This is a genomic window from Porphyromonas sp. KLE 1280 (genome assembly GCF_000700805.1).
Lineage (GTDB): Bacteria > Bacteroidota > Bacteroidia > Bacteroidales > Porphyromonadaceae > Porphyromonas > Porphyromonas pasteri.
In genome coordinates, this window is the sequence record NZ_KL362963.1 from 25,337 (window position 1) to 40,678 (window position 15,342).

The 15,342-nt window shown below is 54.6% G+C and carries 20 protein-coding genes and 1 pseudogene; 3 read left to right on the forward strand and 18 right to left on the reverse strand.

Features of this window, described 5'->3' with window-relative positions; translation table 11 throughout:
* Positions 1 to 8: 8 nt before the first annotated feature.
* Both uvrB and HMPREF1121_RS03720 read left to right on the forward strand, forming a co-directional pair.
* The gene (gene uvrB / locus HMPREF1121_RS03715; RefSeq protein WP_044114808.1) at positions 9 to 2,030 is read left to right on the forward strand and encodes an excinuclease ABC subunit UvrB; all 2,022 of its coding nucleotides are present in this window, start codon (positions 9 to 11) and stop codon (positions 2,028 to 2,030) included.
* A 31-nt stretch (positions 2,031 to 2,061) separates the two neighbouring features.
* Complete coding sequence (locus HMPREF1121_RS03720) at positions 2,062 to 2,886, forward strand: AbiJ-NTD4 domain-containing protein (protein WP_044114810.1); 825 nt, start codon at positions 2,062 to 2,064, stop codon at positions 2,884 to 2,886.
* A gap of 146 nt (positions 2,887 to 3,032) precedes the next feature.
* Here the strand turns inward: HMPREF1121_RS03720 and HMPREF1121_RS03725 are convergent, their stop codons facing one another.
* From HMPREF1121_RS03725 to HMPREF1121_RS08800, 4 genes and pseudogenes are all read right to left on the reverse strand, one after another.
* Positions 3,033 to 3,788, reverse strand: a complete 756-nt coding sequence (locus HMPREF1121_RS03725; protein ID WP_044114812.1) for a porin family protein — start codon at positions 3,786 to 3,788, stop codon at positions 3,033 to 3,035.
* Positions 3,789 to 3,797: 9 nt separating this feature from the next.
* Positions 3,798 to 4,691: a PCMD domain-containing protein gene (locus tag HMPREF1121_RS03730; protein WP_044114813.1), complete on the reverse strand. Its 894-nt coding sequence runs from the start codon at positions 4,689 to 4,691 to the stop codon at positions 3,798 to 3,800.
* Positions 4,692 to 4,843: 152 nt separating this feature from the next.
* Positions 4,844 to 5,203, reverse strand: coding sequence for a 50S ribosomal protein L19 (gene rplS, locus HMPREF1121_RS03735; RefSeq protein WP_009433261.1), 360 nt, complete (start codon positions 5,201 to 5,203; stop codon positions 4,844 to 4,846).
* A gap of 843 nt (positions 5,204 to 6,046) precedes the next feature.
* Positions 6,047 to 6,282: pseudogene (locus HMPREF1121_RS08800) on the reverse strand (conjugal transfer protein TraG); the annotation flags it as partial.
* 165 nt (positions 6,283 to 6,447) lie between these two features.
* Between HMPREF1121_RS08800 and HMPREF1121_RS03745 the strand changes: the two are divergent.
* On the forward strand, positions 6,448 to 6,780 hold the full coding sequence (locus HMPREF1121_RS03745; protein WP_232223729.1) for a hypothetical protein: 333 nt from the start codon (positions 6,448 to 6,450) through the stop codon (positions 6,778 to 6,780).
* A 683-nt stretch (positions 6,781 to 7,463) separates the two neighbouring features.
* Here the strand turns inward: HMPREF1121_RS03745 and rplQ are convergent.
* The 14 genes from rplQ to rplF all read right to left on the reverse strand — a co-directional run bounded on the left by rplQ (position 7,464) and on the right by rplF (position 15,342).
* Positions 7,464 to 7,931, reverse strand: a complete 468-nt coding sequence (gene rplQ / locus HMPREF1121_RS03750; protein ID WP_044114816.1) for a 50S ribosomal protein L17 — start codon at positions 7,929 to 7,931, stop codon at positions 7,464 to 7,466.
* 8 nt (positions 7,932 to 7,939) lie between these two features.
* Entirely contained in the window at positions 7,940 to 8,953 is a 1,014-nt protein-coding gene (locus HMPREF1121_RS03755; RefSeq protein WP_009433274.1) for a DNA-directed RNA polymerase subunit alpha, read from the reverse strand.
* A gap of 22 nt (positions 8,954 to 8,975) precedes the next feature.
* The gene (rpsD, locus tag HMPREF1121_RS03760) at positions 8,976 to 9,581 is read right to left on the reverse strand and encodes a 30S ribosomal protein S4 (protein ID WP_009433243.1); all 606 of its coding nucleotides are present in this window, start codon (positions 9,579 to 9,581) and stop codon (positions 8,976 to 8,978) included.
* A gap of 303 nt (positions 9,582 to 9,884) precedes the next feature.
* Complete coding sequence (gene rpsK / locus HMPREF1121_RS03765; protein WP_044114818.1) at positions 9,885 to 10,271, reverse strand: 30S ribosomal protein S11; 387 nt, start codon at positions 10,269 to 10,271, stop codon at positions 9,885 to 9,887.
* An 11-nt stretch (positions 10,272 to 10,282) separates the two neighbouring features.
* Positions 10,283 to 10,663 carry a 30S ribosomal protein S13 gene (gene rpsM, locus HMPREF1121_RS03770; protein ID WP_009433263.1) on the reverse strand — a complete coding sequence of 127 codons (381 nt, stop codon included), beginning with the start codon at positions 10,661 to 10,663 and terminating at the stop codon, positions 10,283 to 10,285.
* Between the two features lie 41 nt (positions 10,664 to 10,704).
* Entirely contained in the window at positions 10,705 to 10,821 is a 117-nt protein-coding gene (ykgO, locus tag HMPREF1121_RS03775; protein ID WP_009433293.1) for a type B 50S ribosomal protein L36, read from the reverse strand.
* A 12-nt stretch (positions 10,822 to 10,833) separates the two neighbouring features.
* Entirely contained in the window at positions 10,834 to 11,052 is a 219-nt protein-coding gene (gene infA / locus HMPREF1121_RS03780) for a translation initiation factor IF-1 (protein WP_005468188.1), read from the reverse strand.
* A gap of 17 nt (positions 11,053 to 11,069) precedes the next feature.
* A complete protein-coding gene (gene map / locus HMPREF1121_RS03785) occupies positions 11,070 to 11,855 on the reverse strand; it encodes a type I methionyl aminopeptidase (RefSeq protein ID WP_044114819.1) in 786 nt (261 codons plus the stop codon).
* A gap of 1 nt (position 11,856) precedes the next feature.
* On the reverse strand, positions 11,857 to 13,197 hold the full coding sequence (gene secY / locus HMPREF1121_RS03790) for a preprotein translocase subunit SecY (RefSeq protein ID WP_009433250.1): 1,341 nt from the start codon (positions 13,195 to 13,197) through the stop codon (positions 11,857 to 11,859).
* A 6-nt stretch (positions 13,198 to 13,203) separates the two neighbouring features.
* On the reverse strand, positions 13,204 to 13,650 hold the full coding sequence (gene rplO / locus HMPREF1121_RS03795; protein WP_009433238.1) for a 50S ribosomal protein L15: 447 nt from the start codon (positions 13,648 to 13,650) through the stop codon (positions 13,204 to 13,206).
* Positions 13,651 to 13,678: 28 nt separating this feature from the next.
* A complete protein-coding gene (gene rpmD / locus HMPREF1121_RS03800) occupies positions 13,679 to 13,855 on the reverse strand; it encodes a 50S ribosomal protein L30 (protein WP_044114821.1) in 177 nt (58 codons plus the stop codon).
* Between the two features lie 25 nt (positions 13,856 to 13,880).
* Positions 13,881 to 14,405, reverse strand: a complete 525-nt coding sequence (gene rpsE / locus HMPREF1121_RS03805) for a 30S ribosomal protein S5 (protein WP_044114823.1) — start codon at positions 14,403 to 14,405, stop codon at positions 13,881 to 13,883.
* A gap of 14 nt (positions 14,406 to 14,419) precedes the next feature.
* Positions 14,420 to 14,764: a 50S ribosomal protein L18 gene (gene rplR, locus HMPREF1121_RS03810; protein WP_009433271.1), complete on the reverse strand. Its 345-nt coding sequence runs from the start codon at positions 14,762 to 14,764 to the stop codon at positions 14,420 to 14,422.
* 26 nt (positions 14,765 to 14,790) lie between these two features.
* Positions 14,791 to 15,342, reverse strand: a complete 552-nt coding sequence (gene rplF / locus HMPREF1121_RS03815) for a 50S ribosomal protein L6 (protein WP_044114824.1) — start codon at positions 15,340 to 15,342, stop codon at positions 14,791 to 14,793.

The window sequence follows — 15,342 nt, forward strand, 5'->3', positions numbered from 1 at the left end:
CTCCATCTATGTCCTTCAAGCTCACCTCACGCTTCCGCCCCACGGGAGACCAACCGCAGGCCATCGACGAACTCGTCCACGGCTTCGAGTCGGGTGTTCCCTTCCAGACGCTCCTCGGGGTCACAGGCTCGGGGAAGACGTTCACCGCTGCCAACGTCATTGCCCGCCTCGGCAAGCCCACACTGGTGCTTAGCCACAATAAGACCCTCGCAGCACAGCTCTATGCGGAGTTCAAGGCGTTCTTCCCCGACAATGCCGTCGAGTACTTCGTCTCGTACTACGACTACTATCAGCCCGAGGCCTACATAGCCGCCTCCGACACCTATATCGAGAAGGATATGGCGATCAATGCCGAGATCGAGAAGCTCCGCCTACGCGCCACGGCCTCCCTCCTCTCGGGGCGTGAGGACGTCATCGTGATCTCCTCCGTCTCGTGCCTCTATGGTATGGCAGACCCCAAGGCCTTCGAGGAGAAGATCCTGCGCCTACAAGAGGGACAGCGCTACAGTCAGGAGCAGCTCAAGCGTGACCTGGTCCTCAATCACTACGTCAACGACCGCCTGACCTTCACCCCGGGCTACTTCCGTGTCAAGGGCGATACCATCGATATCTTCCCCTCCATCGAAGGCTTCGACGGTGTGGCGTATCGTGTGACGTTCTGGGACGACGAGATCGAGCGCATCGCTTCCTTCGATCCTCAGAGCGGTAGAGAATACGGGCCGATGACCCGCCTCATCGTCCACCCCGCGAACCTCTTCGTCACGACGCAGGAGCAGGTCAACTCCGCCGTCGGGCAGATCGACGTCGACCTCGGTCAGCGCGTACAGGAGCTGGAGGACGAAGGCCGTGCCTTCGAAGCCAAGCGCCTCTACGAGCGTACCACCTATGACCTGGAGATGATCCGCGAGCTGGGTTACTGCTCGGGTATCGAGAACTACTCCCGTTACTTCGATGGTCGCCAGCCTGGTGAGCGCCCCTTCTGTCTCCTCGACTACTTCCCGAATGACTTCCTCCTCATCATCGACGAGAGCCACGTGACCGTACCACAGATCCATGCGATGTATGGTGGTGACCGCTCGCGTAAGACGAGCCTCGTGGAGTACGGCTTCCGCCTGCCCGCTGCGCTGGACAATAGACCGCTGAAGTTCGAGGAGTTCGACGACCTCACCCCACGCATCCTCTATATCAGCGCGACGCCCGCCGAATATGAGCTCACCAAGAGTGAAGGTGTCGTCGTCGAGCAGCTCATCCGCCCCACGGGCCTTCTCGATCCGCCCATTGAGGTGCGCCCCACACTCCATCAGGTCGATGACCTCGAGCATGAGATCCAGATCTCCATCGAGCGAGGCGAGCGCGTGCTCGTCACTACGCTCACCAAGCGCATGGCCGAGGAGCTCTCCGAGTACCTCATCAAGCACGGCGTCTCATGTAGCTACATCCATAGCGACGTCGACACGCTGACACGTGTGCAGATCATGGAGGACCTGCGTAAGGGCGTCTATGACGTGCTCATCGGTGTGAACCTCCTGCGTGAAGGCCTTGACCTTCCCGAGGTCGCCCTCGTCGCCGTCCTCGATGCCGACAAAGAAGGCTTCCTGCGTAGCCACCGCTCGCTGACGCAGACGGCAGGGCGTGCCGCGCGAAACGTCAACGGCCGTGTCATCTTCTACGCCGACCACATCACCGAGAGCATGCGCCTGACGATGGACGAGACCGCCCGCCGCCGTGCCAAGCAGATCGCTTACAACGAGGCCAACGGTATCACACCCCAGCAGATCGTCAAGAATAGCTCCTCCGCCTTCCCCGACAAGAAGGGCAGCGACGAAGCCATTCCCTACATCGAGGCTTCGCCCGAGGCTGCTGTCGAAGACCCCATCGAGCAGTTCCTATCGCTCGACCAGCTCCGCGAACTCGCCGAGACGAAGCGCAGCGAGATGATGGCCGCCGCAAAGGAACTCAACTTCGTCGATGCCGCCCGTCTGCGCAACGAGCTACAGCGCCTCGAGGAGAAGATCCGCCTACTCCAGTAGCCCTCCATACATATAGCTGTTTTTTTAAGCCATGGCACAAAACTTTTCCAGCAGAGAAGGAATAACCTCCACTCCTGCAGAGATCACTATCAGATACGATGCTCCCGAAGGGCTTCGCATCTACTTATTTGACACCCTACTAAACAGGCTAAAAATAGGATTCCAAAGGGCACTCTACATCATCAGCGGAATACTGCTTGAGCCAACAGAAGGGAACTGGACTCCCGATTTTGTAAAGGATGAGATTCGTAGACTCCTCACTGATGATCGCAGATGTCCTTGGAATAAGATCTATGATATCATAGAGGCATTCCACAGTGAACTCAATGGCTATGCAGAAAATCAAAGGCTATTCACAGAGCAAATAAATGGATACTTCCACAAACATGGAATTGGATGGGAGTTGGAAGATGGGCAGGTTATGCGTAGAGGAGATGACGACTTTGAGCAAGGTTACAAAGAAGCTATTGAGCTATCACACAAGAAAAATCTCCCCACAACAGCAGAACATCTTAAAGAGGCGCGCACCGATCTCTCCAGACGACCTCAGCCCGATGTAAATGGAGCAGTAACACATGCCTACCAAGCCATAGAGTGTCTAAGCCGTGAAGTGGTAGGCGGCACGAAGGAGACGTTAGGTGAGCTATTAAAAAAGCATCCCGACCTCTTCCCATCTCCTCTCAATCAAGCCTTGGCACAAGTATGGGGATTTGTAAGTAATACTGTGCGACATCCTCGAGAGGGAGAGGGTATATCTATAGAAGAGGTAGAATTACTTGTCGGTATCATTCCCCCATTAGCAAAGTATCTTCTGCATAAATTCCCGGAGAAGGAAGACGACCCACTCCCTTTCTAACAGGAAACAGTGTCTATCTTTTTCAGAAGAAGAGCACAATTAACCCGCTATTCCCATCCCTCCAAAAGCACTCCGCCCCGCTATGCTCACTCGTTGGTGAGACATAGCGGGGCGGAGTGTATCAGCGGATATCGCTCGCAGCGAGGCTATCGATTGATGCGGTAGCTGACGCCGAGGTTGAGGAAGACGTGGCGGAGCGAGTAGGGCATAACCTCGAAGCTCTTATCAAAGATCTTCGGTAGGCCTACGTTCATACGCGCCGTAAGCCCCCAGTGCGGGTCGATCTGATAGTCTGCACCGAAGCGCACACCGACGTCATTGCGCACGAGGAAGTCCCCGAGGCTGAAGGCAAGCACCGCACCCTCCTGATAGACACGACCATCCATGAGGCCATCACCATCAAGCTTAGCGGTGAACTTACGCTTGAGCGCGTGAGCATAGTAGCCCCCAGCCATGAGGCGGAAGGAGCTATTAGGCAGAGCGTAACTCACCCCCACGGGCACCACGACGTAGCGCGTATCCATCTCGACACGCTGGTAGCCCGTGTAGTGCTGCTCCTTGAAGTCCTCACTCTGATAGCGGATGGGCATATCTTCGGCTTGGACGGTGGTGCTAAAGCTACGGATATCGTACTCCACCCCGAGGAGGAGAGAGAAGGGGCTTGCAGGCGTGAGGCGGTAAGAGAGGTCCAGCCCCACGTTGGGCGTACCCCCGGGCATGAAGGCCGTGACCTTCTTGACGGGCTTGGGTACGGAGGGAGGCAGAGCACCACCGATGTTGAAGCCGAGGTGCACGCCTACACCGAGGCGTGAGGGCTGCTCGTCACCCGTCTCAGCGGCGCGAGCGGGGAGTGCGAGGAGGCCAAGAGAGAGGCCGAGGAGGAGCGTTCGAATCATCTTCATACGGGAGGGCTAATGATGGGGCTTAATGCGGTCCTGGAGCTTGACCTCGCGCAGGCGTAGCTCGCTACCCACAGCACCGATGTACTCGGCACCACGGAAGCTCGAGGAGAAGACCAGAGCCAGACGATACTTCTTCGTCGTGAAGTCCACGGCTTCGTAGCGTGCTTCGTCGACGGGTGTGAGGCGCAGGCGATAGGTCTGCCACGTGTCAGCGGGAGTCGTAGGCTCCAGCTCGACGTAGCCCTTGGCGACGATGCGCGCATCCGTCTGCAGCGTCACGCCATTGAGGTAGCTCGCATCGTCGGTGACTTCGTAGAAGACAGCCGAGACAGCGGCACGGTCTTCGCTGGGAAGCTCGACCTTCTTATCCTGCCCATGGATGACCTTCTCCCCCGCCTTGTACTGATAGGTGAAGTCCACGATCTCGGGGATACCGCTGGAGTAAGGCTGGCCGAAGAGCGTCGACTCAAGGGGCTTCCCCACGAGATTGCGCGCATCGACCTGACCCGTATAGAGGGCACCCGCAATGACCTTCGTCCCGATACCGAAGAAGTAGAAGCCCTTGATCGAGCGGATGATGGCACCATGAGCCGCTCCATTCTCCTCAAGTGGCACGACGGGATAGTCCGTAGGCGAAGAGGCGAGCAGGGTGTAGCCCTGATTGCTGGCCGAGGCCCAATAGGTATTCTTAGCGTCTTCGTCAGCGCTGATAGCAGGTAGACGATAGGCGCCCTTGCTCACATCGATCCAGCGCGTGAAGTCAAAGCTCTGGCTGGCGGTGAGTACGCCCTCCTTGTACTGGCGATCGATGAGGCTGCGCTCCTTGCGCGTGATGGGGTCATCACACGAAGCGAAAGCCACGGCAAGCGCCATGAGGGCAAGTGAAGTGGAAATTCTTTTCATCAACATCTATGTGGATATAAACTGGCTATCCCCCGAGGGAATAAGCAAGCATCAGCCCCATCACCGAGCGTCTCGGCGATGGGGCTGTATGCTTGGCATGAAGGCTGGGGGCACCCGTCCGCCGTGAAGCGGAAGATATCCCCGAGGTCTTCTTACTTCTCAGCGACGTAGCGGCGCTCCTTAATGCGCGCCTTCTTACCGGTGAGGGCACGGAGGTAGTAGAGCTTAGCGCGACGTACCTTACCGAACTTCTCGACAGTAATCTTTTCGATGAAGGGGCTTTCGATCGTGAAGATACGCTCTACGCCTACACCTTCGCTGATCTTACGAACCGTGAAACGCTTCTTGTCACCGTGACCGCTGATGCGGATGACGACGCCACGATAGCGCTGGATACGCTCCTTACCCCCTTCGCTGATGCGGTAGTCAACGGTGATAGTGTCACCACTACGGAAGGCGGGGTGGCTCTTACCAGTAGCGAAAGCTTCGTTGACGATCTTAATAAAGTCCATTGTTTGTCCTTTAGCTTATTTGATTAGTACTACACTAAACGCAATATAACAGGCCACACTTATACATATATTCCTGACAGAGATTACGCAAAGCGTCGCAAAGGTACAAAAAAGCGCGCAATCACAAGGCCTTACCGTGCAACACGTACGACGATTCACCCCCGACGACCGCCTCCCGCGCCCAAGGGATGGGAGGGAAAAGGCGTCGATGAAGCCCCCTTCTCACCCTCCACTACCCCACCTCTCCGAGGGAAGGGTGTGTCAACCTATATAGGTCACTGCTCCGACCTATATAGGTCGAGCGCGCGAGCAATATAGGTTCGTACGCGGACCAATATTGGTTCACTCACAGACCAATATAGGTTTCACATGCATTCCACTATTGGTTCGCATGTGGTACCAATAGTGGGATGAACTCAAACGACTATTGCTCTGCTCCTCCCCCACTATTCCTTCTCCGCCACGCCCCATACAAAGCCCCCCTTCAGCAGTGCATCTGATAGAGATGCACTGCTGAAGAGAAAAAGCAACCAGTACTGGTCAGCATCGTGACCAGTAGAGAGCATTGCGCAAGCCCATCTCTCCACAGCTTGCACCTTCCTCCACCGAACCTCGAAGTCTTTAGGCTGAGAAGCAGATGACGATCTCTCCCCCTCCCCCTCTCGAGAGGAACGAGTGCTTCATGCGGTCGCGACGCACCTGCATATAAACTTGCAGAAAGATCGGAGCAGCTTCGGTTTATTTGGTAGGCATAGCTATACGACTGTTTTGGTTATGAAGGCACTAAATAAATATCGGCGACATACAAATCACCAAACCCTGTATACCTTGGAAAGACCGTGCATTGGTGAGCTCATCATAGGCGGTGAGGATGGGGAAGAGTTGGGCGTGGGAGCGGTTGAGGAACTCAATGGCATGTGGAAGGTGCAGTACTTACCTCCCTGGCAGATCTTGAGGAACTAGATGATGGGTGACTCGATGAAGAAGTCTCCTTGCTTCTGTATCCATGTGCGGTTCAGGTTGGGCATGATGGTGTAGGCGGACTCATAGGCATCGGAGATGTCCGTCATGAAGGTGGGGGTACCTTCATGCCTAATAATGGAAGTCTATTGATGAGACTGGTGGCAATTGTGACCTCTAAGTTATTGTTCCTCTATGTTTTGTGGGTGGCAATTGTATTTAAGTATGACATATTGTCACTCATGATCTGGTTGGTACAATTGTTGCCCTACGAAGGGTCGAGTATGCAACGTCGTGTACTCATTAATATTAATTACATGATTGAGGTTTTTACGAAAAGCTTCGAAACGTTCGTGGGATCGATTGATATGAATTACCACGAGATTTATTACCTGCATCAAGCCGTCAGCAGAGGTCTGTCTGTGCCATCACTATTCCGTGTTGAGAAAGCTAACCATAGTGATGATTACCTAATCATTCATGAAGGAACAGGTACGACTCTTCGCCTAACAGGGAAAGCTCGTTCATATCTCCCAAAATGGATTGAAGAGAACCTGATGGAAAGGATGGATGCAGAGTCCTACTACGGGTGGAAGTGTGCGAAGGAAAAAGATTAATAGCTTAGTGCATAGATCTTAGGATCTCCTAATTGTTTTCTCTGGGGTAGATGACTTAGCCCCCAATACTTTCCTTACATCTTCCCTTCGATTGCCTTATTGATCGAAGGTGCAACAATAGCCGAAGCGACGACGTCGCTTCGGCTATTGCTTTTTGTGAGGGCAAAATGGGTGTGCGCCTTGGGAGGGAGCTTGGAGCGGATTCGGTTTGTTTGGTAGGCATAGCTATACGGCTATTTGGGCTATGAAGACACTAAACATCAGTGATATATGAAGTAGGCATAACCCCGTACACCTTTGATACACCGTGCAATGTCTCCCATAGTGGGATGAACGCAAACGACTATTGCTCTGCCCCTCCCCCACTATTCCTCCTCCGATACGCCCTATACAAAGCCCCCATCTGCAGGGCATCTCTATCAGATGCCCTGCAGATAGAAAAAGCAACCAGTACTGGTCGGCATCGTGACCAGTACTGGTAAGTGGTGGTGACCAGTACTGCTTGCAGAAGTGACCAGTACTGATCCGATCGGCGACCAGTAGTGGTCACTTTTGCCCCTCCCGAGAGGCACTCTATCTCAGCCCGTCAGGAAGGAGTGCAATAGGCGTGAAAGCAAAAGTGCCCACTGCGACCGAAGTCACAGCGGGCACTCGCCGATAGAATATCGAAGGGGGGAGAGCTACTATTCTGCGCTTTCAGCAGCAGGAGCTTCAGCCGTAGCCTTCGTAGAGCGGCGTGAACGACGCGTCTTAGGAGCAGCCTTCTTGTCAGCCTTTTCCTTGAGCATGTTCTCGTTGAAGTCTACGAGCTCGATGAAGCAGACAGCAGCGTTGTCACCGAGGCGGTTACCCGTCTTGAGGATACGGGTGTAGCCACCGGGACGGTCAGCGATCTTTTCAGCAACGGGGCCGAAGAGTTCCTTGACAGCAAACTTATTCTGCAGCTCAGCGAAGACGATACGACGTGCGTGCGTGGAGTCTTCCTTAGCGCGGGTCAGCAGGGGCTCGACGTATACGCGAAGAGCCTTAGCCTTAGCGACCGTGGTGAAGATGCGCTTGTGCAGGATGAGCGATGCAGCCATGTTGGAAAGCATAGCCTCGCGGTGCGCCTTCTTACGACCGAGATGATTGAATTTCTTATTATGTCTCATCTTTCTACTTAGTCATTATCTAAATTGTACTTGCTAACATCCATCCCGAAGGTGAGTCCGAGTCGCTCCATCAGCTCGTTGAGCTCGTCCATAGACTTCTTACCGAAGTTGCGGAACTTGCTGAGCGTATCAGCGTCGAGGACGACGAGGTCGGCCAGACGGAATACGTTGCCGGAGCGGAGGCAGTTCTGCGCACGGACGGAGAGATCGAGATCCTTGAGATCAGTACGGAGCAGCTGAGATACGCGATCGATCTCCTGCATGTCCAGTACCTCCTCGTCGCCTTCCTCGATGACCGCATTCTCTTCTACCTCGACAGGGTCAGAGATGAAGAGGCTGAAGTGCTCGATGAGGATAGCTGCTGCGTCCTTGAGAGCCTGCTGGGGATGAATGCTCCCGTCAGTGGTGATCTCGAGGGTCAGCTTCTCGTAGTCAGTCTTCTGCTCTACACGATAGTTCTCCGTGAAGTACTTGACATTACGGATAGGCGTATAGATCGAGTCGATAGCGATCGTCTGCAACTCATTCTCCTGAGCCGTGTCGACCAGCTTCTCATCAGCGGGGATGTAACCACGCCCCTTGTTGATAGAGAGCTCGATAGTAAGGGTATACGCCTCATCGATATGGCAGATGACCAGCTCGGGATTGAGGACTTCGAAGGAAGTAAGCTTGCCGTTGAGCTCGCCAGCGAGGAACTGCTGCTGACCAGAGATCGTCAGACTGACGGTCTCCTCAGTAGCGTCCTGGACGAGGGCACGGAAGCGGACTTGCTTCAGGTTGAGAATGATGTTAGTTACATCCTCCAAGACACCCGGAATAGTAGCAAATTCATGATTGACACCTTCGATCTTGATGGTCGAGATGGCGTAGCCTTCGAGTGAAGAAAGGAGTATACGACGCAGGGCATTACCGACAGTGGTACCATATCCCGGCTCAAGAGGGCGGAACTCGAACTTAGCGTACGAGTCCGTCGCATCCATCATGAGGACGTTTTCGGGCTTCTGAAATGCTAATATTGCCATGTGAGTGAGATAATAGGGATTATTACTTAGAGTATAGTTCGACGATCAGCTGCTCCTTGATCTCTTCGGGGATGTCTTCACGCTGAGGAGCGCTGAGGAACTTACCGGAGAGAGAAGCCTGATTCCACTCGAGCCAGCTGTAGCTGCTGTGGCTACGACCAGCCAGAGAGTCGGTGATGACCTCTAAGCTCTTCGCCTTCTCACGGACGCCGACGACCTGGCCGGGCTTGAGGGTGTAAGAAGGGATGTTGACTACCTGACCATCGACGGTGATGTGACGGTGCGAGACGAGCTGACGAGCAGCAGCACGCGTCTTAGCGATGCCGAGGCGATAGACGACGTTGTCGAGGCGGCTTTCCAGGAGCTGGAGAAGCACTTCACCCGTGACACCCTTCGTGCGCTGAGCCTTTTCGAAGAGGTTGCGGAACTGACGCTCGAGTACGCCATAGGTGTACTTAGCCTTCTGCTTTTCCTTGAGCTGGATGCCATATTCGCTCGTCTTACGACGGCGGTTGTTGCCGTGCTGTCCAGGAGGATAGTTCTTCTTGGAGAGTACCTTGTCGGCACCGAAGATAGGTGCGCCAAGCTTACGGGCGATCTTTGATTTTGGACCTGTATATCTTGCCATTGTCTTCTATTGTTGAAGCAGTACGAGCGACCTCTCGGGGAGAGGCAACGCTGGAGGCAGAGAGCAGCGGGTGGCGGGAGGGAGGCGGAGTGCAGCCGCGACCGGTTATGAGGAGAGGATAGATATATGAAAGTATAGCCAATCTTTCACTCGTCGTCTACCTCGGCGCCTTGCTTAGCTCAGGGCTCTTAGCGTTCGCTCGCACCCTTGTGCTCGATGGAGGGAGCACGGTGAGCGGAGCGTCTCTAGGAGTGTACTGCGATCTTTATGAAACTACTCTGTGATCTGAAGCGAAGTCAGGAATTAGACGCGACGACGCTTAGGAGGACGGCAGCCATTGTGTGGCATTGGCGTCACGTCGACGATCTCAGTGACTTCGATACCAGCGCCATGGATGGTGCGGATAGCAGACTCACGGCCGTTACCTGGCCCCTTGACGAAGACCTTGACCTTGCGCAGACCGAGGTCGTAAGCGACCTTAGCGCAATCCTGGGCCGCCATCTGAGCAGCGTAAGGGGTGTTCTTCTTAGAGCTACGGAATCCCATCTTACCAGCCGAAGACCAGCTGATGACCTGACCTTCGTTGTTGGTCAGAGAGATGATGATGTTATTAAAAGAAGAGTGGATGTGAGCCTGGCCCACAGCGTCGATCTTGACGACCTTCTTCTTTGCGACTACTTTCTTTGCCATATCAATCTCTATTACTTAGTAGCTTTCTTCTTATTTGCGACAGTCTTCTTCTTACCCTTACGAGTACGAGCATTGTTCTTCGTACTCTGACCGCGTAGAGGCAGACCGATACGGTGGCGGACACCACGGTAGCAACCGATGTCCATCAGTCGCTTGATGTTGAGCTGGACTTCGGAGCGCAGATCCCCTTCGACCTTGTACTCGGCACCGATCACCTCACGGATAGCGGCAGCCTGGTCATCGGTCCAGTCCTTTACCTTGATATTGCGATCGACCCCAGCCTTATCGAGGATCTTGGTAGCGCTGCTACGACCGATCCCGAAGATGTAAGTCAAGGCAATTTCTCCTCGTTTGTTTTGTGGCAAGTCGACGCCAACAATTCTGATAGCCATACTTATCTTAGTTCGTTAAAATATAGTCCGATGGTTAGAGACTACCCCTGGCGTTGCTTGAACTTGGGGTTCTTCTTGTTGATTACGTACAGACGCCCCTTGCGACGAACGATCTTGCAGTCGGCGGTGCGCTTCTTGAGTGATGCTCTTACTTTCATATCTATATAGGGTTATTTATATCTGAATGATATACGCCCCTTGGTCAAGTCGTAGGGAGACATCTCTACCTTGACCTTGTCACCTGGGAGGATCTTGATGTAGTGCATACGCATCTTCCCAGAGATGTGGGCGGTGATGACGTGTCCGTTCTCGAGCTCGACCTTGAACATTGCGTTCGAGAGCGCTTCGAGGATGACACCATCGAGTTCTATTGCTGCTTGCTTCGGCATATACTGTGGTTGCGAGATTAAAACTCTCTGTCTACCAAGACTTCCTTGATAAAGTCAAACGAAGAGAGGATATCGGCCTTGCCATCGCGGATAGCGATGCAGTGCTCGAAGTGGGCTGAAGGCTTGCCCGTCTTAGTACGGACGGTCCAGCCATCGCGATCGAAGATGACATTCTTCGAGCCCATGTTCACCATTGGCTCGATGCAGATGCACATCCCAGAGCGGAGCTCAGGCCCCGTGCCACGTCGCCCGAAGTTGGGGACACCTGGCTCCTCATGCATGTTCTTCCCGATCCCGTGGCCTTCAAGTTCGCGGACGATATGATAGCCACGTGCCTCACAATACTGCTGGACCGCAGCGCCGATATCACCGACGCGCTTACCCGCTACAGCATGCTCGATGCCGATGTAGAGGGATTCCTTCGTCGTGCGAAGGAGAGCCAGAGTCTCGGGAGCCACCTCACCTACAGCGAACGTGTAGGCGGAGTCCCCAGTGAAGCCTGCGAGCTTCGTGCCGCAGTCGACGGAGACGATGTCACCGTCCTTGAGTACGACCTTCGAGGAAGGGATCCCGTGCACCACATGGTCATTGACCGAGGTGCAGAGGCTCCCAGGGAAGCCATTGTAGCCGAGGAAGGCGGGAGTCGCACCGTTGTCACGGATGAACTCCTCAGCGCGCTTGTCCAGCTGCAGGGTCGAGACCCCAGGAGCTATGATCTTAGCGACCTCGGCGAGCGTACGACCGACCAGGAGGTTGGCCGCGCGCATGAGTTCGATCTCTTCGTCTGTCTTTAAGTAGATCATCTTAGTAAGCAGCTACAGAGCCGGTACGTCCCTTGATACGACCACTCTTGAGCAGACCATCGTAGTGGCGCATCAAGAGGTGGCTCTCGATCTGCTGGAGCGTGTCGAGGACGACCCCGACAAGGATCAGCAGTGACGTACCACCGAAGAACTGAGCGAATCCCCCAGAGATACCGATGACACGAGCGAAGGCAGGCATGATAGCCACGATAGCGAGGAAGAAGGCACCGGGGAGGGTGATGCGGTCCATGATCGCATCGAGGTAGTCCTTCGTAGCCTTGCCAGGCTTCACACCGGGGATGAACCCATTGTTACGCTTCAGGTCGTTGGCCATCTGCGCAGGGTTGATCGTGATCGCTGTGTAGAAGTAGGTGAAGAGGAGGATGAGGATCGCGAAGACCAGGTTGTACCAAATGCCCGTATTGTCCATAAAGGCCTGTACGAAGCCGTTGGCACTGTCACCCTGTGCCCAGCTGAGGAGCGTGATAGGGAGCATCATGATCGTCTGCGCGAAGATGATCGGCATGACGTTAGCGGCATTGACCTTCAGTGGGATGTACTGGCGAGCGCCTCCGTACTGCTTGTTCCCGACGACGCGCTTAGCGTACTGTACGGGTACACGACGCGTACCCTGGACGAGCAGGATAGCACCGGCCATGACGGCGAGCAGGAAGACGATCTCGAAGAGGAACCACACGAGCCCCCCAGCACCGCCAGAGGCGCGCGTCCCCCATTCGGCGAGCACAGCTCCTGGGAGGCGAGCGATGATACCGATCATGATGATCAGAGATACACCGTTGCCAAGACCCTTGTCTGTGATACGCTCACCAAGCCAAAGGACGAACATACTGCCTGCAGCCATGACGACGATCGCATAGATATCGAACCACAGTCCTTCGGGCAGTGAGCCCCCTGCTTGGCGCAGCTGCATGTTCAGGTTGACCAGATAGGCCGATCCCTGGACGAGCAGCAGGACGACGGTTAGATAGCGTGTCCACTGGTCGATCTTGCGGCGCCCGCTCTCCCCTTCCTGCTGCAGCTTCTGGATAGAAGGCACAGCGATAGCGGCGAGCTGCATCACGATAGACGCGGAGATATAAGGCATGATCCCCATAGCGAAGATCGAAGCATTAGAGAATGCTCCCCCTGAGAACATATCAAGGAGTGCCATCAGACCTTCGCTTGTCTGCTTGTGCAGGGCGCTGAGCTGGTTAGGATCAATCCCTGGGATGACGATGTACGACCCCAGGCGATAGATCAGGACGAAAAACAAGGTGGTGAGGATCCGCTGACGCAGCTCCTCTACCTTCCATATGTTTTTCAGTGTCTCTATTAAGCGCATGAGCTATTAGAGTTTTACTGCACTACCTCCCTGTGCGATGATAGCTGCTTCTGCGGACTTGGAGAAGGCGTTAGCCTCGACCTCGAGCTTCAGGCTGAGCGTACCGTTACCGAGGATCTTGACGAGGTCGTTCTTACCGACCAGGCCAGCCTCGATGAGGTCTGCCTTAGCGATGCGAGTCAGGCTCTTAGCTTCTGCCAGGCTCTGCAGCGTGGAGAGGTTGACAGGTGCATATTCGACGCGGTTGATATTCTTGAAGCCGAACTTAGGCAGACGACGCTGGATAGGCATCTGACCACCTTCGAAGCCGATCTTCTTAGAATAACCCGAGCGGCTCTTAGCCCCCTTGTGACCACGAGTAGAAGTACCCCCGAGACCAGAACCAGGACCACGACCGATGCGCTTACGCGTCTTGACGGAGCCCGCTGCGGGCTTCAAACTTGATAAATCCATTTTTCTTCTGTCTTTCTTTATAGGGTGATTACTCTATGATGCGCACCAGGTGCTTTACCTTCTCGACCATCCCGCGGATCTGGGGATTATCCTTGTGCTCGACCGTCTGGTTGAGCTTCTTCAGACCAAGTGCCTGAAGCGTGAGCTTCTGAGTCTTGGGGCTCTTGATCTGGCTACGTACTTGCTGGATCTTTATCGTTGACATTGTACTTAGAGTCTATGGATGATGATTAGCCCTTGAAGACCTTTTCGACAGAGACGCCACGCTGACGAGCGACCATCAGAGGCGAGCGCATCTGACAGAGAGCTTCGATCGTAGCCTTGACGAGGTTGTGAGGGTTAGACGAACCCTTGCTCTTAGCGAGGACGTCCGTTACGCCGACACTTTCCAGGACGGCACGCATAGCACCCCCAGCCTTAACCCCGGTACCAGCAGAAGCGGGCTTGAGGAAGACGCGAGCACCACCGAAGGATGCGGACTGTTCGTGAGGGATCGTACCCTTGTGGAGGGGGATCTGCTTGAGGTTGCGGCGAGCAGCAGCACCACCCTTCTGGATAGCTGCGGATACTTCACCAGCCTTACCCAGGCCGAAGCCGATACGGCCTTCTTCGTCACCGACGACGACGATAGCTGCGAAGGTGAAGGTACGACCACCCTTGGTAACCTTAGTTACGCGGTTGATGGCCACGAGGCGCTCTACGAGCTTATCCTTCTGCTCGGTATCTCGGTTTGTCTTTGTGCGATTATCTGACATTGCGATAGACAGTATTAAAAGTTAAGACCTGCCGCACGTGCAGCATCAGCAAGCTCCTTCACACGGCCGTGGTAGAGGTAGCCATTACGGTCAAATACTACGGTGGATACACCTGCGGCCTGGGCAGCCTTAGCCACCTCCGTACCTACGAGTGCTGCGATCTCCTTCTTCGTACCTTCAGCATTGAGCTTGAGGGAAGAGGCGCTTGCGATCGTGACGCCATCGACGTCGTTGATCACCTGAGCATAGATCTGCTTGTTGCTTCGGAATACCGTCAGGCGAGGACGCTCTGCCGTACCGCTGATCTTGGCACGTACACGCGTCTTGATCTTCTGTCTTCTTATTTCTTTCTTCAACATGATTGCTTTATACGTGTTTTAAGCGGTTACTTACCAGCTGACTTACCCGACTTACGGCGGATGACCTCACCTTCGAAGCGAATACCCTTACCCTTATAAGGCTCTGGCATACGGAAGGAGCGGATCTTAGAGCACACCTGACCCAGCAGCTGCTTGTCAGCAGAAGAGAGGATGATCAGGGGGTTCTTGTTACGCTCAGTCTTCGTCTCCAGGTTGATTTCCTTAGGGAGCTGGAGGAAGATGTTGTGCGTGAAGCCGAGGCTAAGCTCGAGGATCTGACCCTGGTTGGATGCACGATAACCGACACCGACCAGCTCAAGCGTCTTGGTGAAACCTTCGGAGACACCGACGATCATGTTGTTGATGAGGGCACGATAGAGGCCGTGCAGTGAGCGCTCCTGGCGATCATCGCTACCACGACGGACGACGACCTGAGCATCTTCTACGGCTACTTCGATACGAGCATCTACGCTCTGAGTGAGTTCGCCCTTAGGACCCTTTACAGTGACGACACCATCCTTCACGGACACCGTTACGCCAGCAGGGATGCTAATGGGGTGCTTACCTATTCTTGACAT